The organism is Limimaricola sp. (assembly GCF_016125575.1).
In the GTDB taxonomy this organism is placed as follows: domain Bacteria; phylum Pseudomonadota; class Alphaproteobacteria; order Rhodobacterales; family Rhodobacteraceae; genus WGLM01.
In genome coordinates this window covers 776,044-798,999 of sequence record NZ_WGLM01000005.1, presented here as the reverse complement: position 1 = coordinate 798,999, position 22,956 = coordinate 776,044, and the positions used below count along the sequence as shown (strand labels likewise).

The 22,956-nt window shown below is 67.7% G+C and carries 21 protein-coding genes; 16 read left to right on the top strand and 5 right to left on the bottom strand.

Annotated features, from left to right (window positions below):
- Positions 1–102 precede the first annotated feature (102 nt).
- Positions 103–1,500 (top strand): UDP-N-acetylmuramoyl-L-alanine--D-glutamate ligase, encoded by a 1,398-nt coding sequence (murD, locus tag GC146_RS15410; protein WP_291840596.1) that lies wholly within the window; start codon positions 103–105, stop codon positions 1,498–1,500.
- 6 nt (positions 1,501–1,506) lie between these two features.
- Here the strand turns inward: murD and GC146_RS15405 are convergent, their stop codons facing one another.
- Both GC146_RS15405 and GC146_RS15400 read right to left on the bottom strand, forming a co-directional pair.
- On the bottom strand, positions 1,507–2,634 hold the full coding sequence (locus GC146_RS15405) for an NADH:flavin oxidoreductase/NADH oxidase (RefSeq protein ID WP_291840593.1): 1,128 nt from the start codon (positions 2,632–2,634) through the stop codon (positions 1,507–1,509).
- A 53-nt stretch (positions 2,635–2,687) separates the two neighbouring features.
- A complete protein-coding gene (locus GC146_RS15400; RefSeq protein ID WP_291840590.1) occupies positions 2,688–3,869 on the bottom strand; it encodes an NAD(P)/FAD-dependent oxidoreductase in 1,182 nt (393 codons plus the stop codon).
- Positions 3,870–4,008: 139 nt separating this feature from the next.
- Between GC146_RS15400 and GC146_RS15395 the strand changes: the two genes are divergently transcribed.
- From GC146_RS15395 to recN, 14 genes are all read left to right on the top strand, one after another.
- Entirely contained in the window at positions 4,009–5,175 is a 1,167-nt protein-coding gene (locus tag GC146_RS15395; RefSeq protein ID WP_291840588.1) for a putative peptidoglycan glycosyltransferase FtsW, read from the top strand.
- Complete coding sequence (locus GC146_RS15390; protein WP_291840585.1) at positions 5,175–6,269, top strand: UDP-N-acetylglucosamine--N-acetylmuramyl-(pentapeptide) pyrophosphoryl-undecaprenol N-acetylglucosamine transferase; 1,095 nt, start codon at positions 5,175–5,177, stop codon at positions 6,267–6,269. The genes GC146_RS15395 and GC146_RS15390 overlap by 1 nt, the downstream gene beginning before the upstream one ends.
- A 17-nt stretch (positions 6,270–6,286) precedes the next feature.
- A complete protein-coding gene (murC, locus tag GC146_RS15385) occupies positions 6,287–7,702 on the top strand; it encodes a UDP-N-acetylmuramate--L-alanine ligase (protein WP_291840582.1) in 1,416 nt (471 codons plus the stop codon).
- Positions 7,702–7,968, top strand: a complete 267-nt coding sequence (locus GC146_RS15380) for a DUF2484 family protein (RefSeq protein ID WP_291840774.1) — start codon at positions 7,702–7,704, stop codon at positions 7,966–7,968. The genes murC and GC146_RS15380 overlap by 1 nt, the downstream gene beginning before the upstream one ends.
- Positions 7,965–8,213: a DUF2484 family protein gene (locus tag GC146_RS15375; protein ID WP_291840580.1), complete on the top strand. Its 249-nt coding sequence runs from the start codon at positions 7,965–7,967 to the stop codon at positions 8,211–8,213. Before GC146_RS15380 ends, GC146_RS15375 begins: the two co-directional genes overlap by 4 nt.
- Positions 8,214–8,249: 36 nt before the next feature.
- A complete protein-coding gene (locus GC146_RS15370; protein WP_291840577.1) occupies positions 8,250–8,555 on the top strand; it encodes a hypothetical protein in 306 nt (101 codons plus the stop codon).
- Between the two features lie 204 nt (positions 8,556–8,759).
- A complete protein-coding gene (gene murB, locus GC146_RS15365; RefSeq protein ID WP_291840574.1) occupies positions 8,760–9,677 on the top strand; it encodes a UDP-N-acetylmuramate dehydrogenase in 918 nt (305 codons plus the stop codon).
- Positions 9,678–9,767: 90 nt separating this feature from the next.
- Positions 9,768–10,682: a D-alanine--D-alanine ligase gene (locus GC146_RS15360; RefSeq protein ID WP_291840571.1), complete on the top strand. Its 915-nt coding sequence runs from the start codon at positions 9,768–9,770 to the stop codon at positions 10,680–10,682.
- Positions 10,670–11,557: a cell division protein FtsQ/DivIB gene (locus tag GC146_RS15355; RefSeq protein ID WP_291840568.1), complete on the top strand. Its 888-nt coding sequence runs from the start codon at positions 10,670–10,672 to the stop codon at positions 11,555–11,557. The genes GC146_RS15360 and GC146_RS15355 overlap by 13 nt, the downstream gene beginning before the upstream one ends.
- Entirely contained in the window at positions 11,557–12,891 is a 1,335-nt protein-coding gene (gene ftsA, locus GC146_RS15350) for a cell division protein FtsA (protein WP_291840566.1), read from the top strand. Before GC146_RS15355 ends, ftsA begins: the two co-directional genes overlap by 1 nt.
- Positions 12,892–13,066: 175 nt before the next feature.
- Entirely contained in the window at positions 13,067–14,689 is a 1,623-nt protein-coding gene (gene ftsZ, locus GC146_RS15345) for a cell division protein FtsZ (protein ID WP_291840563.1), read from the top strand.
- A 220-nt stretch (positions 14,690–14,909) separates the two neighbouring features.
- The gene (gene lpxC / locus GC146_RS15340; RefSeq protein WP_291840560.1) at positions 14,910–15,830 is read left to right on the top strand and encodes a UDP-3-O-acyl-N-acetylglucosamine deacetylase; all 921 of its coding nucleotides are present in this window, start codon (positions 14,910–14,912) and stop codon (positions 15,828–15,830) included.
- 132 nt (positions 15,831–15,962) lie between these two features.
- On the top strand, positions 15,963–16,817 hold the full coding sequence (locus tag GC146_RS15335; protein ID WP_291840772.1) for an outer membrane protein assembly factor BamD: 855 nt from the start codon (positions 15,963–15,965) through the stop codon (positions 16,815–16,817).
- A gap of 146 nt (positions 16,818–16,963) precedes the next feature.
- Positions 16,964–18,616 carry a DNA repair protein RecN gene (gene recN, locus GC146_RS15330; protein WP_291840557.1) on the top strand — a complete coding sequence of 551 codons (1,653 nt, stop codon included), beginning with the start codon at positions 16,964–16,966 and terminating at the stop codon, positions 18,614–18,616.
- Between the two features lie 102 nt (positions 18,617–18,718).
- Here the strand turns inward: recN and GC146_RS15325 are convergent, their stop codons facing one another.
- Both GC146_RS15325 and GC146_RS15320 read right to left on the bottom strand, forming a co-directional pair.
- Positions 18,719–20,098: an FAD-linked oxidase C-terminal domain-containing protein gene (locus GC146_RS15325; RefSeq protein ID WP_291840555.1), complete on the bottom strand. Its 1,380-nt coding sequence runs from the start codon at positions 20,096–20,098 to the stop codon at positions 18,719–18,721.
- Positions 20,099–20,102: 4 nt separating this feature from the next.
- Positions 20,103–20,681 (bottom strand): hypothetical protein, encoded by a 579-nt coding sequence (locus tag GC146_RS15320; protein ID WP_291840552.1) that lies wholly within the window; start codon positions 20,679–20,681, stop codon positions 20,103–20,105.
- A gap of 153 nt (positions 20,682–20,834) precedes the next feature.
- Between GC146_RS15320 and GC146_RS15315 the strand changes: the two genes are divergently transcribed.
- Positions 20,835–22,592 carry a chloride channel protein gene (locus GC146_RS15315; RefSeq protein WP_291840549.1) on the top strand — a complete coding sequence of 586 codons (1,758 nt, stop codon included), beginning with the start codon at positions 20,835–20,837 and terminating at the stop codon, positions 22,590–22,592.
- A gap of 3 nt (positions 22,593–22,595) precedes the next feature.
- On the opposite strand, the gene GC146_RS15310 is transcribed toward GC146_RS15315, so the two are convergent.
- Complete coding sequence (locus GC146_RS15310) at positions 22,596–22,937, bottom strand: DUF427 domain-containing protein (protein ID WP_291840545.1); 342 nt, start codon at positions 22,935–22,937, stop codon at positions 22,596–22,598.
- Between the last annotated feature and the right edge of the window lie 19 nt (positions 22,938–22,956).

Below are 22,956 nucleotides of genomic sequence, written 5' to 3'. Positions count from 1 at the left end.
GCGCCAGCGGACGGGGGGCAGCGCCCCCCAAGCTCGCCTCGGGCGCTTGCGCAAGCTGTGCGGTTGCGGTCAACCTCGCGCGGTAATGGCAGAGGTGCTTTGATGATTCCGGTACGCGGCTACGACGGTGAGACGGTGGCGGTCCTGGGCTTGGGCCGCTCGGGCCGGGCGACGGCGCGCGCCTTGCAGGCGGGCGGGGCGCAGGTGATCGCGTGGGACGACAGCGCGCCTGCGCGCGATGCGGCCGAGGCCGATGGGCTGTCGTTGCGTGATCTGTCCCGTGAGGGGGCGCTGAAGGGGGTGGCGGCGCTGGTCACCTCCCCCGGGATCCCTCACCTTTATCCTGCTGCCCATCCGGCCATCGCCGCGGCCTGGGCGGCTGGCGTGCCGGTCGACAACGACATCGGCCTGTTTTTCCGTTCTTTCGCGACTGATGCCTGGGACAACTTCGACCAGACCCCGCGGGTGATCGCCGTCACCGGCTCGAACGGCAAATCGACCACGGCGGCGCTGATCCACCACATCCTTGTCGAAGCCGGGCGGCCCACGCAGCTGGCCGGCAATATCGGCCGCGGCGTGCTTGACATCGAGCCCGCGCGTGATGGCGAGGTCGTGGTACTGGAGCTGTCGTCCTACCAGACCGATCTTGCCCGCGCGCTGACCCCCGACATCGCCGTCTTCACCAACCTGTCGCCCGATCATCTGGACCGGCACGGTGGGTTAGGCGGCTATTTCGCGGCCAAGCGGCGGCTGTTCGCGGAAGGTGGCCCCGATCGCGCGGTGATCGGGGTGGACGAGGCCGAGGGGCGATACCTTGCCAACCAGATGGCCGAAGGGCCGGGAGATGACAGGGTGATCGCGGTCTCTGTCACGCGCAAACTGGCCCAGGCGGCGTGGTCCGTCTTTGCGTCGAAGGGCTTTCTCGCCGAATGGCGTCATGGCCAGCAGGTGGCCAGCATCGACCTGCGCGCCGTGCCCGGCCTGCCGGGCCGGCACAACCACCAGAACGCCTGCTCGGCCTATGCCGCCGTCCGCAGCCTTGGCCTTGGCCCCAAGACGATCGAGGCGGCGCTGGCGACCTATCCGGGCCTGCCGCATCGCAGCCAGCGCATTGCCGAGAAGGACGGGGTGATCTTCGTCAACGACAGCAAGGCCACCAATGTCGACAGTGCCGCGCAGGCCTTGCAGGCATTTTCGCGCATCCGCTGGATCTGCGGCGGGCTGGAGAAGGAGGGGGGGCTGGGCGGCCTGCTGCCCTACCTGGGCGCGGTCGCCAAGGCCTACGTCATCGGGCGCGAGGCTGATGCCTTCGCCCGCCAGCTGACGGGTGTCGAGGCTGAGGTCTGCACCACCATGTCCCGCGCGGTCGAGCGCGCGATGGCCGAGGCGCAGCCGGGCGAGGTGGTGCTGCTCGCGCCCGCCGCGGCCAGCTTTGACCAGTACGACAATTTCGAAAAGCGCGGCGAGGATTTCGCGGCGCAGGTCCGGGCCCGGCTCTGACCGCGACTACCCGCCGAAGCTGCGCCGCCCCAGCACCCTGTCCATCGCCTTGACGGCATAGCCCGCCTGCGGGGCCAGCGCCGCGTATCCTGCCTCGCCATCAAGCCTCAGCGCGGCATGGGTGGCCCAGTTCGGATCGTCCAGCGCGGGCCTTGCCAGCGCCACAAGGTCGGCCTCGCCCGCGGCCAATATCGCCTCGGCCTGGGCAGGGTCGGTGATCAGGCCGACCGCCATGCTGGGCATTCCCGCGGCGCGGATCGCGGCGGCAAAGGGCACCTGGTAGCCGGGCTTGCCCGCGCCCACCATCGCCCCGTCGAACCCGCCCGACGAGGCGGTGACCATGTCGACGCCCAGCGCCTTCAGTTCCGCAGCGAAGGCCACCGAATCTTCGAGCGTCCAGCCGCCCTCGATCCAGTCGGTGGCTGAGATCCGCACCGTCAGCGGCTTGCCCGCGGGCCAAGCCGCGCGCACCGCCGCGACCACCTCCAGCGGAAAGCGCATCCGGTTGGCGCGGCTGCCGCCATAGGCATCACTGCGCGTGTTGGCCACGGGCGAGAGGAATTCGTTCAGAAGATAGCCATGCGCGGCATGAACCTCGACCATGTCGAACCCCGCCGCATCGGCCCGGCGCGCGGCAGCGACGAAGGCCTCGCGGATCCGCGCCATCCCGGCCGCGTCCAGTTCGGCGGGGGTCTTGTAGGCGGTGGAATGGGCCGCGGCGCTGGGCGCGACGGGCTGCCAGTCGGCATAGCCGATGGCGGCGCGCGCCGCCGGGTCGTCGGGCAGGGTGGGGCGGTAGGGCACCGGGGCCGAAGCCTTGCGCCCGGCATGGGCCAGCTGGATGCCGGCGGCCGCACCCTGGCCGTGCAGGAAATCCACCGCGCGGGCCAGTGGCGCGATCTGCGCGTCCTCCCACAGGCCCAGGTCGCCATAGCTGATCCGCCCCTCGGGGCTGACCGCCGTCGCCTCGGCAATGACAAGGCCGAAACCGCCGATGCCGAAGCGGCCAAGGTGCACGAGGTGCCAGTCGTTCGCCATGCCGTCGATGCAGGAATACTGGCACATCGGCGAAACGACGGCGCGGTTGCGCAGGGTCAGGTCACGCAAGGTAAAGGGCGAGAAAAGCAGGGACATGGCACTTCCTGTTGGCTGGGGCGCCCGCACCTGACCTCAAGCGTGGCGGGGAATCAAGGCCGCGCGGCAATCGCCCGTCCCGCGGCATGGGCCGAGGCCCAGGCCCATTGAAAGTTGTAGCCGCCCAGCCAGCCGGTCACGTCCACCGCCTCGCCGATCACGAACAGGCCCGGCACCGCCCGCGCCTCCATGCTGGCGCCGTCAAGGCCGCGGGTATCGACGCCGCCCACCATCACCTCGGCAGTGCGGTAGCCTTCGGTTCCGCCGGGCCGCAGGCGCCAGTCGGTCAAACGGGCGGCAAGGCTGGCCAGCGCCCGGTCGGACTGGTCGGCGATGTTGCCCTGCGGGCCGGTTTCGGCGGCAATCGCCTCGGCCAGCCGCGCGGGCAGAAGGCCCGCCAGCACCGCGCTGACGCTGCGCTTGCCCGCCGTGCTGCGCGCCGCCTTCAGACCGGCCAGCGCGTCTTGCCCGGGCAGCAGGTTCACCGCCACCTCGCCGCCTTCGCGCCAGTAGGATGAGGCCTGCAGCACCGCCGGCCCCGACAGCCCGCGATGGGTGAAAAGCAGCGCCTCGTCGAACGCGGCCTTGCCCGCCGCCACCCGCGCCGGCACTGCGACGCCCGCCAGCGCGGCAAAGCGCCCCTCGGGAAAGGTGAAGGGCACAAGGCCGGGGCGTGTTTCGGTCAGGCCCAGCCCGAATTGCGCGGCGATCTCCAGCGCCAGCCCCGTCGCGCCCATCTTCGGGATCGACTTGCCCCCCGTCGCCAGCACCAGGTGCCGCGCGCGCACCTCGCGCCGCGCGCCCTCGCGCTCCAGCACAACGCGGAACACGCTGCCATCATGGGCCACCTCGCGCAGGGTCGTCGACAGCCACAGGTCCGCCCCCGCGCGCGCCACCTCTTCCAGCAGCATCGACACGATCTGCCTGGCCGAGCCGTCACAGAAAAGCTGGCCCAGCGTCTTTTCGTGCCAGGCGATGCCGTGCCGGTCGACCAGCGTCACGAAATCGCGCGGGGTGTAGCGGCTCAGCGCCGACTTGGCGAAATGGCGGTTGGCCGACAGGAAGTTGCCGGGCCCCGCGCCGAGATTGGTGAAGTTGCACCGCCCCCCGCCCGAGATGCGGATCTTCTCGCCGGGGTTGGCTGCATGGTCGATCACCAGCGTGCCCGCCCCGGCATGGGCGGCGCAGAACAGGCCGGCCGCGCCGGCGCCAAGGATCAGGGTCTTCACGTCCATCGCCGCCACTTGGGGCAAAGGGCCATCGTTGTGCAAGAGGCAGGCGATATCCCCCAATTTTTCTGGAAACCGCGCCGGTTCCGGGGTAGGCTGTCGGACAGACCCGGAAAACCGGGCAGGCAGAGGCAGACAGCAGACCATGACGGAAATGGTGCATGGGTCGATCCCGGTTCCCGCCGGCGATCCGATCATCCCGCGCTGGTGGCGCACGATCGACAAGATCACCCTCTCCTGCGTGCTGATCCTTTTTGCGATCGGCCTGCTTCTGGGGCTTGCCTCGTCGCCGCCGCTGGCCGCGCGCAACCATCTGCCGCCCTTCTACTACGTCTCGCGTCAGGCCGTTTTCGGGCTCATGGCGATGGGCGTGATGATGCTGGTCTCGATGCTGTCGCCCACGATGGTGCGGCGCTTGGGCGTGCTGGGCTTCGCACTGGCCTTTGCCGCGCTGGCCATGCTGCCGGTCCTCGGCACAGATTTCGGCAAGGGCGCGATCCGCTGGTATTCGCTGGGATTTGCCAGTTTCCAACCCTCCGAATTCCTCAAGCCCGCCTTTGTGGTCGTCGCGGCGTGGTTCATGGCCGCCAGTTACGAGCCGGGCGGGCCGCCGGGGCGGCTTTTCTCCTTCGGGCTGATGATTGTCATCGTGCTGATCCTCGCGCTACAGCCCGATTTCGGTCAGGCCAGCCTGATCCTTTTCGCTTGGGGCGTGATGTATTTCGTCTCGGGCGCGCCGATGACGCTGCTCAGCGGGATCGCGGCCAGCGTCGCGGTGGCCGGCACCTTCGCCTACAGCCATTCCGAGCATTTCGCCCGCCGGATCGACGGGTTTCTGTCGGCCGATGTCGATCCGCGCACCCAGATCGGCTATGCCACCGACGCGATCCGCGAGGGCGGGTTCTTTGGCGTCGGTCTGGGCGAGGGGCAGGTCAAATGGTCGTTGCCCGACGCGCATACCGATTTCATCATCGCGGTGGCGGCCGAGGAATACGGCATGATCCTCGTGATCCTGATCATCGCGCTTTACACCGTCGTCGTGGTCCGCTCGCTCAGCCGCCTCAAGCGCGAGCGTGATCCGTTCATCCGGCTGGCCGGCACGGGCCTCGCCTGCGCCTTTGGCGTGCAGGCGATGATCAACATGGGCGTCGCGGTGCGGCTGCTGCCGGCCAAGGGCATGACTCTGCCTTTCGTTTCCTATGGCGGGTCGTCACTGATCGCGGGCGGCATCGCGGTGGGCATGCTTCTGGCGCTGACCCGCCAGCGGCCGCAAAATGCCATCGGTGATTTCCTGTCGAGCCGGGGCGAGTGATGGCAGACCCGCTTCTGGTCATCGCGGCAGGTGGCACCGGCGGGCACATGTTTCCCGCGCAGGCACTGGCCGAGACGATGCTGGCCCGCGGCTGGCGGGTGAAGCTGTCGACCGACGCGCGCGGCGCGCGCTACGCGGGGGGCTTTCCGCAGGCCGTCGAGGTGGTCCAGACGGCCAGCGCCACCTTTGCCCGTGGCGGCGTGCTGGCCCGCCTGATGGTGCCGTTTCGCATCGCCGGTGGCGTGATCGGTGCGGCGCTGGCCATGCTGCGCGACCGGCCATCGGTGGTGGCAGGTTTTGGCGGCTACCCGGCGATCCCGGCCATGGCGGCGGCCTGGGCGCTGCGCATTCCGCGTCTGATCCATGAACAAAACGGCGTGCTGGGCCGCGTCAATCGCGTCTTCGCGCGCCATGTCGGGCGTGTCGCCTGCGGCACCTGGCCCACGGCACTGCCCGAGGGCACCAGCGCCGTGCATACCGGCAACCCGGTGCGCGGCGCGATCCTTGCCCGCGCCGCCGCGCCCTACATTGCCCCCGGCGATTACCCGATGGCCGTGCTGGTGATCGGCGGCAGCCAGGGCGCACGGGTATTGTCTGACATCGTGCCGCCCGCGCTGGCGGCCCTTCCCGAGGCACTGCGCCGCAACATCCGCGTCAGCCATCAGGCCAGGGCCGAGGACGCGGACCGCGTCGCCGCCTTCTATGACGAACAGATGATTGCCGCCGAGGTGCGCCCTTTCTTTGATGACGTGCCCGAGCGGATGGCCGAAGCACAGCTTGTCATCAGCCGCGCCGGGGCCTCGTCCATTGCTGACCTGTCGGTGATCGGCCGTCCGGCGATCCTGATCCCCTATGCCGCCGCCACCGCCGACCACCAGACCGCCAATGCCCGCCAACTGGCCGAAAGCGGCGGCGCGGTGGTGATTGCAGAGGCCGATCTTGAAGTCGCGCCGCTGACGGATGTTGTCACGAAAATCCTGTCCGACCCCGAAGGAGCCGCTGCGATGGCCGCCGCGGCGCTTGCCTGCGGTCTGCCAGACGCGGCGGAACGGCTGGCGGCCGAGGTCGAAACTCTGGCACAAGGGGAGAAATGATGGATGGAAGCCCGCTCATGACCGCAGTCACCAAGCTCCCCCTCGACGTCGGCCCGATCCATTTCGTCGGCATCGGCGGCATCGGCATGTCCGGCATTGCCGAGGTGCTGGTGAACCTCGGCTACAGCGTGCAGGGCTCGGACCTGAAGGGCTCGAAGATCACAGAGCGGCTCAAGGCCATGGGCGCCACCATCTTCGAAGGCCAGCGCGCCGAGAACCTTGAAGGCGCCGACGTGGTGGTGATTTCCTCGGCCATCAAGCGTGGCAATCCTGAACTGGACGAGGCGCGGCGGCGTGGCTTGCCCGTCGTGCGCCGGGCCGAAATGCTCGCCGAGCTGATGCGGCTGAAATCCAACGTTGCCGTGGCCGGCACCCATGGCAAGACCACGACGACGACGCTCGTCGCCACCTTGCTGGACGCGGGCGGGTTCGACCCCACGGTGGTCAATGGCGGCATCATCCATGCCTATGGCTCGAACGCCCGGATGGGGCAGGGCGAGTGGATGGTGGTCGAGGCGGATGAGAGCGACGGCACCTTCAACCGGCTGCCTGCCACCATCGCCATCGTCACCAATATCGACCCCGAGCACATGGAGCATTGGGGCACGATCGAGAACCTGCGGCAGGGATTTACCGATTTCGTCTCGAACATCCCGTTCTACGGCCTTGCCGTCTGCTGCACCGACCACCCCGAGGTGCAGGCGCTGGTTGGCAAGATCACCGACCGCCGCGTCACCACCTTCGGCTTCAATGCGCAGGCCGACGTGCGCGCCACGAACCTGACCTACAAGGCAGGCGTTGCACATTTCGACATCGCATTGCAGCCCGAGGATGACGTGATAGAGGGTTGCACCCTGCCGATGCCGGGTGACCATAACGTGTCGAACGCACTGGCCGCAGTCGCGGTCGCCCGTCACCTTGGCATGGCGCCGGATGCGATCCGCGCCGCGCTGGCGGCGTTCGGCGGCGTCAACCGCCGCTTTACCAAGGTCGGCGAGGTCGGCGGCATCACCATCATCGACGATTACGGTCATCACCCCGTCGAGATTGCCGCGGTTCTCAAGGCCGCGCGGCAGGCCGTGGCCGATACTCCCGGCGCGCGGGTCATCGCCGTGCACCAGCCGCATCGCTACACACGGCTGCACAGCCTCTTTGACGAGTTCTGCAGTTGTTTCAACAATGCCGACGTCGTGGGCATCGCCGAGGTTTACGCCGCTGGCGAAGACCCGATCCCCGGCGCCAGCCGCGATGACCTTGTCGCGGGCCTGATCCGGCATGGCCACCGCCACGCCCGTGCCGTCATCGACGAGGCCGATCTGGAGCGTCTGGTGCGCGAACAGGCGCGGCCCGGGGACATGGTGGTCTGCCTTGGCGCCGGCACGATCAGCACATGGGCCAATGCGCTGCCCGCGCGGCTGGAGGGCAAGGCATGATGCACGGACCCCTGCCTTTCGCGTTTCTTTGGGTGGTCGCCGCGACCGTCACCGCCTTCCTGCCGATGCGCCGGCAGATGGTGCCGGGGCTGGCACTGTTGATCGCGGCACCTCTGCTGATTGTCTGGCTGGGGATCATCTATGGCTGGTGGCTGGCGGCGCTGGGTCTGGCGGCCTTCGCCTCGATGTTCCGCAACCCGCTGCGTTACCTGTGGGCGCGCGCGCGTGGCCAGACGCCCGAACTTCCTGCGGAGTTGCGCCGATGACCTTCTCGCTCACACTCTGCCTGGTCTGGATGCTGGTCGCCAACGTGCTGGCCCTGATCCCCAGTCGCGACAACCACTGGACGCGCGCCTACGGCCTGATCGCCACCGGTATCCCGCTTCTGGGGTATGCAACATGGCAGAATGGCCCGCTTGTGGGCCTGCTGCTTTTTGCCGCCGGAGCAAGCATCCTGCGCTGGCCGCTGATCTTTCTCTGGCGCTGGGCGCGGCGGCAGGCTGCCCGCTAAGGGCCGCACCACTGCCGCCAGACCGAGGAGAGCGCCATGGGCGAACCCGTCATCCTGACCGTCCTGCCAGTTGGCAGTGGGGTGGTTGGCGCAGCCCTCGGGTATGGCCTTGGCAGGACCGGACGGGCATGGGCGGTCTGGGGGCCCGTCGGGTTGATGCTGGCATGCGTCGGTTGGCTTTGGTTTCTGGCCCGCGCGACACATGGCTGGGACGGGCTGGGCTACTTCATCGCCGCCCTCTTCATCGTCCTTCCCGCCGCCGTCGGACTGGCAATCGGCGGCCTGATCGGCCGCCATCATGCCAAAACCCGCGCAAACGCCAAGCCGCCGAACGCGCCCTGAGGGCGTAGCCCGGTGAGCGGCCCGACAGGCCTTCCGCCCGTCCGCACGGCGGGCAGGTGCCCTATGAGATTCCGGGCGGCAGAACCCGTCCAAAAAATTATATCATAAAATCAAATCACTAAAAGCTGTCCCCATGGGGACGCCCCGAAATCCCCGCTTTTCGGGCCCTTGCCAAGCGGCCCACGCTCGGCGAAACCAGCCGGCATGACAGAGCTTCCTACCCCCCGTGGCACCCTCACGCCCCACCGCCCGCTGGCGGACCTGACATGGCTGCGCGTCGGCGGGCCGGCGGACTGGTTGTTCCAGCCCGCCGACGAGGAGGATCTGGCGGCTTTCCTTGCCGCGCTCGACCCTGCCGTGCCGGTCTTTCCGATGGGGGTGGGGTCCAACCTGATCGTGCGGGATGGCGGCATTCGGGGCGTCGTCATCCGCCTCGGGCGTGGCTTCAACGCCATCGCGGCGGCCGAGACCGTCACCGCAGGGGCTGCCGCGCTGGATGCCCATGTCGCGCGCCGCGCGGCGGAGGCGGGGCGCGACCTGACCTTCCTGCGCACCATCCCGGGCACGATCGGCGGCGCCGTGCGGATGAACGCGGGCTGCTACGGCAGCTACGTGGCCGAGCTGCTGCAATCGGTCCGCCTTGTCCTGCGCGATGGCACCGTCGCGGACTGGCCCGCCGCCCGCCTGCAACTGGCCTACCGGCAGAGCAGCCTGCCCGACGGCGCCGTCATCACCGCCGCGACCTTCGCCGCACCCCCGGGCGATCCCGCAGCCCTTGCCGCGCGGATGGATGACCAGATCGCCCGCCGCGATGCCAGCCAGCCCACCAAGGACCGCACCGCGGGCTCGACCTTCCGCAATCCGGCGGGGTTTTCCTCGACCGGGCTCGCCTCCGATACCCACGAAATGAAAGCGTGGAGCCTGATCGACGCGGCCGGGCTGCGCGGTGCCCGGCTGGGCGGCGCACAGATGAACCCGATGCACGCCAATTTCCTGACCAATGCGGGCGGCGCAACCGCGGCTGACCTTGAAATGCTGGGCGAAGAGGTCCGAAAAAAGGTTTACGAAAACAGTGCGATCACGCTAGAGTGGGAAATCATGCGGGTCGGCGATCCCGCCTGAGAATTGACCCCGAAACGGGGCAGGTCCAGGGCAAGGGCCGAATGACGAATACGACGGGCCAGCCAAGGTCCGCGTTCAGAGGCAGCGGGAATGTCGAGCAGGACAAACCCCCGCGTCGTGGTGTTGATGGGTGGCCCTTCGGCCGAGCGTGACGTGTCGCTCAGTTCGGGCCGCGAATGCGCTGCCGCGTTGCGGGTTGCAGGATGCGAGGTGATCGAGGTCGATGCCGGCCCCGACCTGCCCGCGCGGCTGGCCGAGACCGCCCCCGATGTCGTCTTCAACGCACTTCATGGCCGCTGGGGCGAGGATGGCTGCGTTCAGGGCCTGCTGGAATGGTTGCGCATCCCCTACACGCATTCCGGCGTGCTGGCCTCGGCGCTGGCCATGAACAAGACCCGCACCAAGGAGGTTTACCGCGCGGCTGGCCTGCCCGCGATGGACAGCCTGCTGGCCCCACGCGACGAGGTGCGCGCGCGCCACGTGATGCCGCCGCCCTACGTGGCGAAGCCCAATAACGAAGGCTCCAGCGTGGGCGTCTACATCGTGCGCGAGGCCGCCAACAGCCCGCCGCAGCTGGACGACACGATGCCCGACACAGTGCTGGTCGAAGCCTTCGCGCCGGGTCGCGATCTGACCGTTGCGGTGATGGGCGACCGGCCGCTCGGCGTCACCGATATCGTGACTGACGGCTGGTACGACTACCACGCGAAATACGCCCCCGGCGGGTCGCGCCACATCGTGCCTGCCGAGGTGCCGGCCGAGATCGCCGATGCTTGCCTTGATTACGCGCTGCGCGCCCATCGGGCGCTGGGCTGCCGCGGCCTCAGCCGGACTGATTTCCGCTGGGACGAAAGCCGTGGCCTTGACGGCCTGATCCTGCTGGAAACCAACACCCAGCCGGGAATGACCCCCACATCGCTGGCCCCCGAGCAGGCGGCACTGGCAGGTGTGCCCTTCCCGGATCTCTGTCGTTGGCTGGTGGAGGATGCCTCATGCAATCGTTGAGTTTCTTCCGCGGCGCGACCCGGCGCGATCCCGCCCCTTCGCGGCTGGATTACCGGATGCAGCGCATGATGCTGACACCGTCATTCCGCGCGCTTTTGCGGGTGGGTGTGCCGATGGCATTGATCGCCATCATCGTCTCGGTCTGGCTTGATCGGCCAGAGAACCGTGCGCTGGTCATGCATTCTTACGCTCAGGCGATCCAGAACCTGCATAACCGCCCCGAATTCCGTGTGGCCACGCTCGACATCACCGGCGCCTCTCCCGAAACCACCGCGGCGGTCAGGGCGGTGCTGCACCTGTCGCTGCCTGTCTCGTCTTTTGATCTGGACCTGACCGCGATGCGCCATGCCGTCGAGGCGATCCCGGCCGTGCGCGATGCGACGCTGGGGATCGGGCCGGGTGGCACGCTACAGGTGGCCATCGTACCGCGGGTGCCTGTGGCGATCTGGCGCGGTGATGACGGACTGCAACTGATCGATGCCGAGGGCGAGCTTGTGGCGCCGCTGGCCGCGCGGACAGACCGGCTCGATCTGCCGCTGATCGCGGGCGACGGCGCAAGCGACGCGATGGCCGAGGCGCTTCAGATCTATGCCGCTGCCGGTCCGCTGGGCCCGCGCATTCGCGGTCTGGTGCGGATGGGCGAGCGCCGCTGGGACGTCGTGCTCGACCATGACCAGCGCATCCTGCTGCCTGCCGACGGAGCCCCGCGCGCGTTCGAGCGGGCAGTCGCAATGCAGCAGGCACAAGGCGTTTTCGACCGGGCCATCGTGGCGCTCGATCTGCGTAACGAGGACCGGCCGACAATCCGGTTGAGCAAGGCGGCCCCCGATGCGGCGCCAGAGATCAAGGCAAGTATAACAGGGACGGGACAGTGATGCAGAACCTCTACCAGAGCCAGCGCGCGATGCGGAACATGCGCAAGGCGGCGATGCAGCGCGGCGTTGTCGCGATCCTCGACATTGGCACCTCCAAGATCGCCTGCCTCGTGCTGCGGTTCGACGGGCCCGACAGGTTCCGACCGCAGGACGGCGTAGGCGCGATGGCCGGGCAATCGGCCTTTCGGGTGATCGGGGCAGCCACCACCCGTTCACGCGGCGTGCGGTTTGGCGAGATCGACGCGATGCAGGAAACCGAACTGGCGATCCGCACCGCGGTGAAGGCCGCGCAGAAGATGGCCAACCTGCGCGTCGATCACGTCATCGCCTGTCTCTCGGGGGCCAATCCGCGGTCCTACGGGCTGGAAGGGCAGGTCGAGGTCGAGGGGCAGACGGTGGGCGATGCCGATATCGGCCGCGTGCTGGCTGCCTGCGACGCCCCCGATTTCGGCGCGGGCCGCGAGGTGCTGCACGCCCAGCCGGTGAACTTCGCGCTTGATCACCGCAGCGGGCTGGCCGATCCGCGTGGCCAGATCGGCAACATGCTGACCACCGACCTGCACGTCCTGACCGTCGACCAGACCGCGATCCGCAACATGCTGCACTGTATCGGGCGCTGCGATCTGGAGGTCGCGGGGCTGGCCTCGTCGGCCTATGTCGCGGGCATTTCCAGCCTAGTCGAGGACGAGCAGGAACTGGGTGCCGCCTGCATCGACATGGGCGGCGGCGCAACCAGCCTGTCGGTCTTCATCAAGAAACACATGATCTATGCCGACACCGTGCGGATGGGCGGCGATCACGTAACCGCCGACATCTCGATGGGCCTGCAGGTGCCGATGAACAATGCCGAGCGGATCAAGACCGTCCATGGCGGTGTGGTCGCCACCGGCATGGACGACCGCGAGATGATCGAGACCGGCGGCAATTCCGGCGACTGGGAGCGCGACCGCAGGACCGTCAGCCGGGCCGAACTGATCGGCATCATGCGTCCGCGGGTCGAGGAGATCCTCGAAGAGGTGCGCGCGCGCCTTGATGCGGCCGGGTTCGACCATTTGCCCAGTCGGCAGATCGTGCTGACCGGCGGCGGCAGCCAGATACCCGGCCTTGATGGCCTGGCCTCGCGTATCCTTGGCCAGCAGGTGCGCATGGGCCGTCCGTTGCGGGTGCAGGGCCTGCCGCAGGCGGCGACCGGCCCGGCCTTTTCCGCCGCGGTGGGCCTTGCCCTCTTCGCGGCGCACCCGCAGGACGAATGCTGGGATTTCGATATTCCGGCCGAAAGGAACGGGGGCCGGTCGCTGAGGAGGGCCGTCAAATGGTTCAAGGACAACTGGTGATCCGCAAGATTTGGCGCTTCCGTCGAAATCGAGCGGGAAATCAGCGGAATCCAGCCAGATTTTGTGGTCAAAGGACGTTTTTTCCGTGACCTCGGCTGTAGATACCGGTAGCATTCGATCAATTTAGGGAAGAGGCCCCGGTGGGACGGGCCCGTAACAGACAGGCGGACAGAGCATGACACTCAATCTCTCCTTGCCCGGGCAGGACGAGCTCAAGCCCCGGATCACCGTCTTCGGCGTGGGCGGCGCTGGTGGCAACGCGGTTAACAACATGATCGACAAGCAACTCGATGGAGTCGAGTTTGTCGTCGCCAATACCGACGCGCAGGCGCTTCAGCAGTCGCGCTCGCAGGCGCGCATCCAGATGGGTGTGAAGGTAACCGAGGGCCTCGGCGCGGGCGCCCGTCCCAGTGTTGGATCGGCTGCCGCCGAAGAATCGATCGAACAGATCGTCGACCATCTGGCCGGCGCGCACATGTGCTTCATCACTGCGGGCATGGGCGGCGGCACTGGTACCGGCGCGGCCCCGATCATCGCGCAGGCGGCGCGCGAGCTGGGCGTACTGACCGTTGGCGTTGTGACCAAGCCATTTCAGTTTGAGGGCGCCAAGCGGATGCGTCAGGCCGAGGAGGGGGTCGAGGCGCTTCAGAAGGTTGTCGATACCCTCATCATCATTCCCAACCAGAACCTTTTCCGCCTTGCCAACGAGCGCACGACCTTCACCGAAGCCTTCGCGATGGCCGACGACGTGCTCTACCAGGGCGTCAAGGGTGTGACCGACCTGATGGTGCGGCCCGGCCTGATCAACCTCGACTTTGCCGACGTGCGTGCGGTGATGGACGAGATGGGCAAGGCGATGATGGGCACGGGCGAGGCCGAGGGCGAAAACCGCGCCATCGAGGCCGCCGAAAAGGCCATCGCCAACCCGCTGCTCGACGAGATCAGCCTTGAAGGCGCGCGTGGCGTGCTGATCAACATCACCGGCGGGCATGACCTGACCCTGTTCGAACTGGACGAGGCTGCCAACAAGATCCGTGAAAAGGTCGATGCCGACGCCAACATCATCGTTGGTTCGACGCTCGATTCCTCGATGGAAGGCCGGATGCGCGTTTCGGTCGTGGCGACTGGCATCGACGCGGTCAGCCGCAGCGAGGCGGTTCCGGGCCCGCGCCGTTCGATGGCGCAGCCGTTGAAACAAAGCGTCAGTGCAGAAACCCCGCGTGAGAAACCCGCGGCGGCCTCCGCGCCCGTTGCCGCTGCTGCGCGCACCGAAGCACCCGCGGCCGAACCCGAGCCCACGCTCTTTGACGAGGAGCGCGAGACGGCCTTCGAGCAGGCAGAGGACATCTTTGACGACTTCGAGACCGACGATGACGACGAGCTTCCGCCGCCGGCCTACGCGCCGCGCGCCCAGCCGGTAAGCACGCCCGAGCCCGAGGCCTTTGTTGCCCCGCGTGCGCCCGCGCCCGGCACGCCGACGCCCGAGGCGTTGGCCCGGCTGCAGGCAGCGATCAACCGTGGCCCCGGCGCCGCGGCGCAGCGCCCCGCCCAGCAGCCTGCCGCGGCACAGCCGGCCGCACCGCGCCCTGCGGCAGCTGCCCCGGCCCGCGCGCCCGAGGGCGAGAAAAAGGGCTTTGGCATCAACTCGTTGATCGGGCGCATGACGGGCCACCATGCCGAGGCGGCCCAGCCCGCGCGGCAGCAGCCGCAGGTCAGTGCGCAGCGCGAAACGGCCGAGCCCGACCCCGAGCAGGAGCGGATCGAGATACCTGCATTCCTGCGTCGTCAGGCCAACTGACCTTGTCGATCGGACTTATCGCAAAGGCCGCCTTCGGGCGGCCTTTCGCGTCTTTGGTAACAGATTTAGCTCAAAATGGCGAGATTCCGCCGATGCCGCCGTTGAACGCGGGCTGGTGCGGGGGCCTGTTTCAGTCTGTTGCAATCTGTGAGTTGAGGCGGTGAGAACGTCCGTTTACCCGATATCCACAAGAGTTTCCGCCGGGGTGCAGGGGGCAGGTTTGCAGACGACGATCAGACAGGTAGTGCGCTTTGCCGGGGTGGGCCTTCATCGTGGCCGCCCTGCGCGCCTTGTGCTGCGCCCCGCACCTGCCGATCACGGGATCGTCTTTTGCCGGGTTGACGCCGCCGCGCGTGGCGCGTTGCTGCCCGCGCGCTGGGACATGGTCGAGCAGACGCCGCTCAACACCCGGCTGCGTAACGCCGATGGCGTCAGCGTTGCGACGGTCGAACACCTGATGGCGGCGCTTGCGGGCTGCGGTCTGCACAACGTCCTTGTCGAGATCGATGGCCCCGAAGTGCCGATCCTTGACGGCAGTGCAGCGCCGTTCGTCCGCGCGATCCTTGCTGCTGGCGTGCAAAGGCTGGCAGCGCCGCTGCGCGTCATGCGGATGCTGCAGGCGGTCGAAGTCCGCCGCGGTGCCGCCGTCGCGCGTCTGGAGCCGGCCGACCGCCTGCGCATCGATTTCCGAATCGACTTTGCCGATGCCGCGATCGGGCAGCAGGAACTGGCGCTCGACATGGCAAACGGTGCCTTCGTGCGCGAACTTTGCTCCAGCCGGACGTTCTGCCGGCAGGCCGATGTCGACGCGATGCGCGCGAAGGGGCTGGCGCTGGGTGGCACGTTGGAAAACGCGGTGGTGGTCGACGGTGACCAGGTGCTCAGCCCGGGTGGCCTGCGTCAGAAGGACGAGGCCGTGCGCCACAAGATGCTGGACGCGATGGGCGATCTGGCAACTGCCGGCGCGCCGATCATTGGCCGCTACACGGGCCACCGTGCCGGCCATGCCCTGACCAACGCACTTCTGCGCGCGGTGATGGAGCGTCCCGAGACCTGGACCTGGGATACCTGCACGCCGGACATGGAGCGGCTTCTGCCCGGGGCGAGCCTGCATGCCGCAGACCTTGCCGCGGTGGCCTGAGGGCCGCGTCGCGGCCACCTTCACCGGGTGGGAAAAGAACATTTTGCCCCTCGTTTTTCTATGCTAGACCGGCAGGCAACCGGGGCCGCGCGTGCCCTGTCGGACGATCGGCACGAGGCGGGGACGCGAGTTATGGCAGGGTGGAAATCGGGTTTGGCAACGCGACAGGCATTGGCCGCGGCGTTTCTTGCGGCAACCGTGCTGGGTGGTTGCAGCAACTTCGACCCCAAGGCGCCCGGTGCGCTCGACAATTATTCGGCCTCCGATATCTACACCCGCGGCGAATACGAGCTTCAGCACGGCAAGGCCAAGGATGCGGCGTTCTACTTCTCTGAAATCGAACGGCTTTATCCTTATTCCTCTTGGGCCGAGCGCGGTCTGATCATGGAGGCGTTCGCCTATCACAAGGCGGCCGATTACGATAACACGCGCGCCGCCGCGCAGCGCTATCTCGACAACTATCCCACCGGCAAGGACGCGGCCTATGCGCAGTATCTGCTGGCGCTGAGCTATTACGACCAGATTGACGAGGTTGGTCGTGACCAGGCGTTGACGAGGGACGCACTCAAGGCCTTCACCAAACTGATCGAGACTTACCCCGACAGCGAATATGCCCGCGCTGCCACATTGAAGTTCGATCTTGCGATGGACCATCTCGCCGCCAAGGAGATGGAGGTGGGCCGCTATTACCTCAAGCGCAGCATCTATGGCGCTGCCGCCGCGCGGTTCCGCATTGTGGTGGAACAGTTCCCGACCACGAGCCAGACGCCCGAGGCGCTTTACCGGTTGGTCGAGGCGTATATGGCGCTTGGCTTGACCGACGAGGCACAGACCGCGGGCGCGATTCTGGGCCACAATTTCCAATCGACCTCTTGGTATGACGATGCCTATGCGCTGCTGACTGGCCACGGGTTGCAGGCGCGGTCGCTTGGCAATAACTGGCTTTCGGCAATCTACCGTCAAACCGTGCGTGGGGCCTGGCTCTAGCGCAGATATTGTGATGGGGGGCGTGCGGGCCACCAAGGCTCGTGTCTGGCGTCACCTCTTGCCGTAATTGATGCTGGATTGCCCGCCTCGGGAATGCGATAACCGGCGCGCTCCTCCAGCGGGCAAGGACAGGGTGCAACGGACCGATGCTGCGCGGCCTCGACATTTCCGACATGCTGATCATCGACCGGCTGACGCTGACCTTCCAGCCGGGCCTGAACGTGCTGACGGGCGAGACCGGCGCGGGCAAGTCGATCCTGCTTGATGCGCTTGGTTTTGTCCTTGGCTGGCGCGGTCGGGCCGATCTGGTGCGCGCGGGCGCCGCGCAGGGTGAGGTCACAGCGGTCTTCGATCTGCCCTCCGGCCACCCGGCGCGTGCCGTGCTCGACGAGGCCGGGCTGGTGGCCGAGGACGAGTTGATCCTGCGCCGCGTCAACACTGCCGACGGGCGCAAGACCAGCTTTGTCAACGATCGCCGCGTCTCGGGCGAAGTGGTGCGCGCGCTGTCCGATACGCTGGTGGAATTGCATGGCCAGAATGACGACCGCGGTCTCTTGAACCCGCGCGGGCACCGCCAGTTGCTTGATGCCTTTGCCGGGACCGCTCCGTTGATCGAGGCGACGCGCGCGGCGTGGCGGGCACTGGCCGCGGCACGCAAGGATCTGACAGCAGCCGAGGCCGCGCTCGATGCGCTGCGCAGCGAGGAAGACTACCTGCGCCATGCCGTGGCCGAGCTGGACCGACTGGCCCCCGAACCGGGCGAGGAGGCGCGCCTCGATTCCGAGCGCCGGCTGATGCAGGCGGCTGAGAAGATCGGCACTGACATCGCCCGCGCCGCCGAGGCACTGGGCGAAGGCGCCGGGGCCGAGCGGATGTTGCTGGATGCCAGTCGCTGGCTGGAAGGCGCGGCCGCGCAGGCCGAAGGGCGGCTTGACGCGCCGCTTTCTGCGATCGAGCGGGCGCTGATCGAACTGGCCGAGGCCCAGACGGGCGTCGCGGACTGCCTCGACGCCCTGCGCTTTGATCCTGCCGCATTGGAAGAGACTGAAGAGCGGCTTTTCGCCATTCGTGCACTGGCACGAAAGCACGGCATCGCCCCGGACGATTTGGGCGGCTTTGCCGACGAGTTGCGTGCGCGTCTTGCGGCGCTGGATGGCGGCGCCCGCGATATCAAGGCGCTGCGTGACGCGGTCGTTGCCGCTGAAACTGCCTTTGATGCAGCGGCCAAGGCCCTCTCGGCGGCCCGCGCCAAGGCGGCCCGAGCGCTGGATACCGCGATGGCCGCAGAGCTGGCGCCACTGAAGATGGAGCGCGCGGTCTTTACCACCCAAGTCGCGCCGGGCGATGCCGGGCCCGAAGGGGCCGATGCCGTCACCTTCACTGTCGCCACCAATCCCGGCGCGCCGCCCGGCCCGCTCGACAAGATCGCTTCAGGCGGCGAACTCAGCCGGTTCCTGCTCGCGCTCAAGGTCTGCCTGACGCAGGGCGCCGAAGGGCTGACGCTGATCTTCGACGAGATCGACCGCGGCGTGGGCGGGGCCACCGCCGATGCCGTGGGCCGCAGGCTCGCCGCACTGGCCGCGTCGGGGCAGGTCCTTGTCGTCACCCATTCGCCGCAGGTCGCGGCGCGGGGCGGGCATCACTGGCGGGTCGAGAAACGCCAGGACCACACGGTCACTACCTCCACAGTCGTCCCGCTCGATCCGCCCGCGCGGGTGGACGAGATCGCGCGGATGCTCTCGGGCGACACCATCACCGACGCCGCCCGCGAAGCCGCCCGTGCGCTGATGCGCGCCTGACCCCTTCTTCTGGCCCAAAATACTCTCGGGGGGAGGTGGCCCGGCACGGGCCGCCCGGGGGGCAGACAGCCCCCAGCCACCGCCGCCGCGTGGGCCGGGCGCTCAGCCCTGCCGGACCACCTTGCCGGGGTTGAAGAGGTTGTCGGGGTCAAGTGCGGCCTTGATCTGCCCCATCACGTCCCAGCCCGCGCCATGCTCGGCGGCCATGTGGTCCAGCTTGCCCATCCCCACGCCGTGTTCCCCCGTCACCGTGCCGCCCAGCCGCAGCGCACGCTCGGCCATCCGGCCTGCCAGCGCCTTGGCCGCCTCGCGCTCGGCCGAGCTCTCCGGGTCGATCAGCAGCACCGCGTGGAAATTGCCGTCGCCGACATGGCCCAGGATCGGGCCGGGGATCGGTCCCGCGGCGATGTCGGCCTGGGTTTCGGCCACCGCCTCGGCCAGCCGCGACAGGGGCACGCAGACATCGGTGACGATGGCCTGCGCGCCGGGGCGCGAGCCGACGATCGCCCAGTAGGCTTCGTGCCGCATCTTCCACAGCTTCGCCCGGTCTTCGGCCCGCGCCGACCAGCGAAAGCCCTGCGCGCCATGCTCGGCCATGATCGCGCCGGCCATCTCGGCCTGTTCAGCCACGCCCGCCTCGGTCCCGTGAAACTCCAGCAGGAGGTGGGGCAGGGGCGGGAAATCCGCGCCGGAACGGGCATTGACGGCCATCGCGGTCGCGGCGTCGACGAACTCGATCCGCGCCATCGGCACGCCCATCTGGATCGTCTCGATCACCGCGGCCACCGCGCCGTCGATACTTTCGAAGGCGCAGACCGCGGCCGAGACCGCGGGCGGCTGGCCGCGCAGGCGCAGCGTCAGCTCCGTGATCAGCCCCAGCGTGCCTTCCGAGCCGACGAAGAGCCCGGTCAGGTCGTAGCCCGCCGATGATTTACGCGCGCGGCTGCCGGTGCGGATGACGCGCCCGTCGGCCAGCACCACCTCCAGTCCCATCACCGCGTCGCGCATCGTGCCGTAGCGCACCGCCGTGGTGCCGCTGGCCCGCGTCGCGGCCATGCCGCCGATGCTGGCATTGGCGCCGGGATCGACCGGGAAAAACAGGCCCGTCGCCCGCAACTCGGTATTGAGCGCCTCGCGCGTGATGCCCGGCTGCACCTGCGCGTCCATGTCCTCGGCGTTGACCGCCAGAACCCGGTCCATCCGGGTGAAGTCGACGCAGACACCGCCCCGCACGGCCAGCGCGTGCCCTTCCAGCGAGGTGCCGGCGCCCCAGCCCACCACGGGGCAGCGCGCCGCGGCGCAGGCCCGCACCAGTGCAGCGACCTCGGCGGTCGTCTCTGGCCAGATCACCGCCTCGGGCGGGGTCAGCGGGAAATGCGTCTCGGACCGGCCATGCGCCTCTCGCGGGGCCGCCGCGGCCGAAAATCGGGGGCCGAACATGGCCGAAAGTTCCGCGGCAAGCTCGGGTGTCAGGCTGCCCATGGTGTCAGTTCCCGCAAAGATAGGCGTAGGCCCGCGTGCCCTGTCCTGGCGGCACCAGTTCAAGATGGTCGATGCCGGCGGCATAGGCGACGATACCCACCTTGACGAGACCATAACCCACCGTGCTCAGCCAGATGTCATGGCCTGAGATCGAGTAGAGCGTGGTGATCTCCTGCCGCTTGTCGCCAGAGCCGATATCGACCTGTCCGTCCTGAAACGCGATGGGATTGGCGCAGTCGGGAAACACATAGCCAGGCGTGATCCGTTCCGGTTGCTTGCGCAGCGTCCAGCGCCCCAGAAGAAACGCCGGCGCCTTGGTCTGGAAATGTTCGTAGCCTTCCAGCAGGCGCAGTTTGTCGAGGTAGCTTGCAAACCCCTCGCGCTTGCGCACGTCGTCAAGGTAGCGGGCCGGGTCATCCTGGCGCAGCTTCTCGAAATAAAGCCGCGCCTCGTGGTTCTGCGCCGCGAGAAACCCCAGATAGACCACCGTCAATGCCACGGCGATGGCCGCCCCGCGCATCAGCCGCTTCAGCGCGATGCGACGGCGCGCGGCGTGGTGACGGGCTGAGGGCAGGAACGGCATCAGCGGTCCTTTTCGCGAAGCGATCAATTACATCAATGCAATAGGTGTTTGCATCGTGCTTTGCAAAAGGTTACGCCCAAGGCAACCGTCGCGTTGCGTATTTCGACGGAAGACGATTGAAACGCGGCGCGGCCCTGACCGACCGGACGAGCGATGAAAGCGATCAGCCGCACCGAGAACCGACAGGTGTCTCTTGTCTATCTGTCGGTGCTGTCCGTTGCGATTGGTGTCGTCGCTGGCCTTGGTGCGATCATCCTGCGCTTCCTGATCGGTCTGGTGCACAACGCGCTTTTCCTCGGGCAGGTCTCGATCTTCTACGACGCCAACCAGCCGACTGCGCCCAGCCCGTTTGGTCCTTTGGTCATTCTGGCACCGGTGATCGGTGGTCTGGTCGTGCTCTACCTCGTGCGCCGCTTTGCGCCCGAGGCCAAGGGCCACGGTGTGCCCGAAGTGATGGACGCAATCTATTATGGTGGCGGGCGCATTCGCCCCGCCGTGGTGATCATCAAGTCGCTGGCCTCCGCGCTGTCGATCGGTTCGGGCGCTTCGGTGGGGCGCGAGGGACCGATCATCCAGATCGGCAGTGGCATGGGATCGGTGCTGGGCCAGATGTTCCACCTGCGCCGCTGGCAGGTCATTACGCTGGTGGGCGCGGGCGCGGGGGCGGGGATCGCCGCCACGTTCAACACGCCGCTGGGCGCGGTGCTTTTCGCGATCGAGTTGATGTTGCCCGAGTTCTCGGCGCGCACGCTGCTGCCCGTTGTGCTGGCGACCGGCACGGCGACCTACGTGGGCCGCCTTGCCTTCGGGATCGAGCCTGCGTTCCTCGTCGGCGCCTACGAGCGGCCGGAAACCTTTGTGCCGCTCTCGCTCGACATGCTGCCGCTCTACATCATCTTCGGGTTGCTGGCGGGCGTCGGGGCGGCGGTTTTCGTGCGCGCGCTCTACGGGCTTGAGGACGTCTTCGACAACTGGAAGCTCAATCCCTACCTCAAGAACATCGCCGCGATGACCTCGCTCGGCGTAATGATGTACCTGCTGATGCTGACGACCGGGTCCTACCATACGGCGGGCGTGGGATATGACACGATCCAGGCGGTGCTGACCGGGCAGATCACCGCGCCGGGCTTTCTGCTTCTGCTTTTCGTGCTGAAGCTGGCCGCGACCACGCTCAGCCTTGCAGGTGGGGCCTCTGGCGGGGTGTTCTCGCCCTCGCTCTTTCTGGGTGCGACGCTTGGCGCGGCCTTCGGCGCGGTGTTGAATCTGGCTTTCCCCTATCTCGGGTTCAGCCCGATCACCTTTGCACTTGTCGGCATGGCGGCGATGGTCGGCGGCTCCACCGGCGCGACGATGACCTCGATCATGATGATCTTCGAGATGACGGGCGATTACTCCATCACCGTGGCCGCCATCGTCACCGTGGTCGTGGCGGTGGGCGTACGCACGGTGCTGTCGCCCGGGGACATCTATACGTCCAAGCTGATCCGCCGTGGTCACCCGATTCCGCGTGATCGTCGGTCTCACATGTTCCCGATCCGCGCGGTGGCCGAGGTGATGCACCCCGTCGCCGCCCGGCTGGAGGCCGACGCGTTGGCCGCGCCGGAACCCGTGCAAATCCGCCATGCCGGGCCGCGGCGCTTTGCCGTCGTCGTCAAGTCCGGTCGCCTGCACGGCGTTGTCGAGGTTGATCCCGAGGATACCGCCCGCAGCATTGGCCGGTTGATTCCCGGACCCTTCGCGGTGGTGCGCGAACGCAGTCTTTTGCAGACCGCGATGACCCACATGTCCAACCGCCACCGCTCCGTCGCCGTCGTCCTGCCCGAGGGCAAGTCGCTCCGTCCCGATCACATCATCGGCGTTCTGACCGAGGATGCGCTGGCCGCAACCGTCCTGAAAGATTTCAGCGAATAGGCCTCAGACCTGCTCGACCGTGACCTTGCTGGTATAGAAGGCAAGGTGGCCGGCGATCGCCTCCATCCCGGCCTTGGGCGTCTCATAGCTCCACGCCGCGTCGCGGATCGGCCCGCTTTTCGCGACGATCGTGTAATAGCTCGCCTGGCCCTTGTAGGGGCAGGTCGAGGTGGTATCGGACAAATCGAGGAACGCCATCGCGATGTCGTCGCGCGGGAAATAGATGACCGGCGGGTAATCGCCTTCGGTCAGTTCCAGTGCGCCGGAGCTTTCGCCAATTACCGCGCCGCCGGCCCGCACCACCCAGGTGCCAGTCGCGGGGGCGATCTTGATATGGTCGGTCATGACAGGTCCTTTCGGCATC

Coding starts and splice junctions, on each gene's coding strand:
- ftsA (WP_291840566.1), top strand. CDS start 11,557: ATGCAGAACCTCTACCAGAGCCAGCGCGCGATGCGGAACATGCGCAAG.
- GC146_RS15320 (WP_291840552.1), bottom strand. CDS start 20,681: ATGCCGTTCCTGCCCTCAGCCCGTCACCACGCCGCGCGCCGTCGCATC.
- murC (WP_291840582.1), top strand. CDS start 6,287: ATGACCGCAGTCACCAAGCTCCCCCTCGACGTCGGCCCGATCCATTTC.
- GC146_RS15360 (WP_291840571.1), top strand. CDS start 9,768: ATGTCGAGCAGGACAAACCCCCGCGTCGTGGTGTTGATGGGTGGCCCT.
- GC146_RS15405 (WP_291840593.1), bottom strand. CDS start 2,634: ATGTCCCTGCTTTTCTCGCCCTTTACCTTGCGTGACCTGACCCTGCGC.
- murB (WP_291840574.1), top strand. CDS start 8,760: ATGACAGAGCTTCCTACCCCCCGTGGCACCCTCACGCCCCACCGCCCG.
- GC146_RS15400 (WP_291840590.1), bottom strand. CDS start 3,869: ATGGACGTGAAGACCCTGATCCTTGGCGCCGGCGCGGCCGGCCTGTTC.
- GC146_RS15375 (WP_291840580.1), top strand. CDS start 7,965: ATGACCTTCTCGCTCACACTCTGCCTGGTCTGGATGCTGGTCGCCAAC.
- GC146_RS15325 (WP_291840555.1), bottom strand. CDS start 20,098: ATGGGCAGCCTGACACCCGAGCTTGCCGCGGAACTTTCGGCCATGTTC.
- GC146_RS15355 (WP_291840568.1), top strand. CDS start 10,670: ATGCAATCGTTGAGTTTCTTCCGCGGCGCGACCCGGCGCGATCCCGCC.
- GC146_RS15315 (WP_291840549.1), top strand. CDS start 20,835: ATGAAAGCGATCAGCCGCACCGAGAACCGACAGGTGTCTCTTGTCTAT.
- GC146_RS15370 (WP_291840577.1), top strand. CDS start 8,250: ATGGGCGAACCCGTCATCCTGACCGTCCTGCCAGTTGGCAGTGGGGTG.
- recN (WP_291840557.1), top strand. CDS start 16,964: ATGCTGCGCGGCCTCGACATTTCCGACATGCTGATCATCGACCGGCTG.
- murD (WP_291840596.1), top strand. CDS start 103: ATGATTCCGGTACGCGGCTACGACGGTGAGACGGTGGCGGTCCTGGGC.
- GC146_RS15390 (WP_291840585.1), top strand. CDS start 5,175: ATGGCAGACCCGCTTCTGGTCATCGCGGCAGGTGGCACCGGCGGGCAC.
- GC146_RS15335 (WP_291840772.1), top strand. CDS start 15,963: ATGGCAGGGTGGAAATCGGGTTTGGCAACGCGACAGGCATTGGCCGCG.
- GC146_RS15380 (WP_291840774.1), top strand. CDS start 7,702: ATGCACGGACCCCTGCCTTTCGCGTTTCTTTGGGTGGTCGCCGCGACC.
- ftsZ (WP_291840563.1), top strand. CDS start 13,067: ATGACACTCAATCTCTCCTTGCCCGGGCAGGACGAGCTCAAGCCCCGG.
- GC146_RS15310 (WP_291840545.1), bottom strand. CDS start 22,937: ATGACCGACCATATCAAGATCGCCCCCGCGACTGGCACCTGGGTGGTG.
- GC146_RS15395 (WP_291840588.1), top strand. CDS start 4,009: ATGACGGAAATGGTGCATGGGTCGATCCCGGTTCCCGCCGGCGATCCG.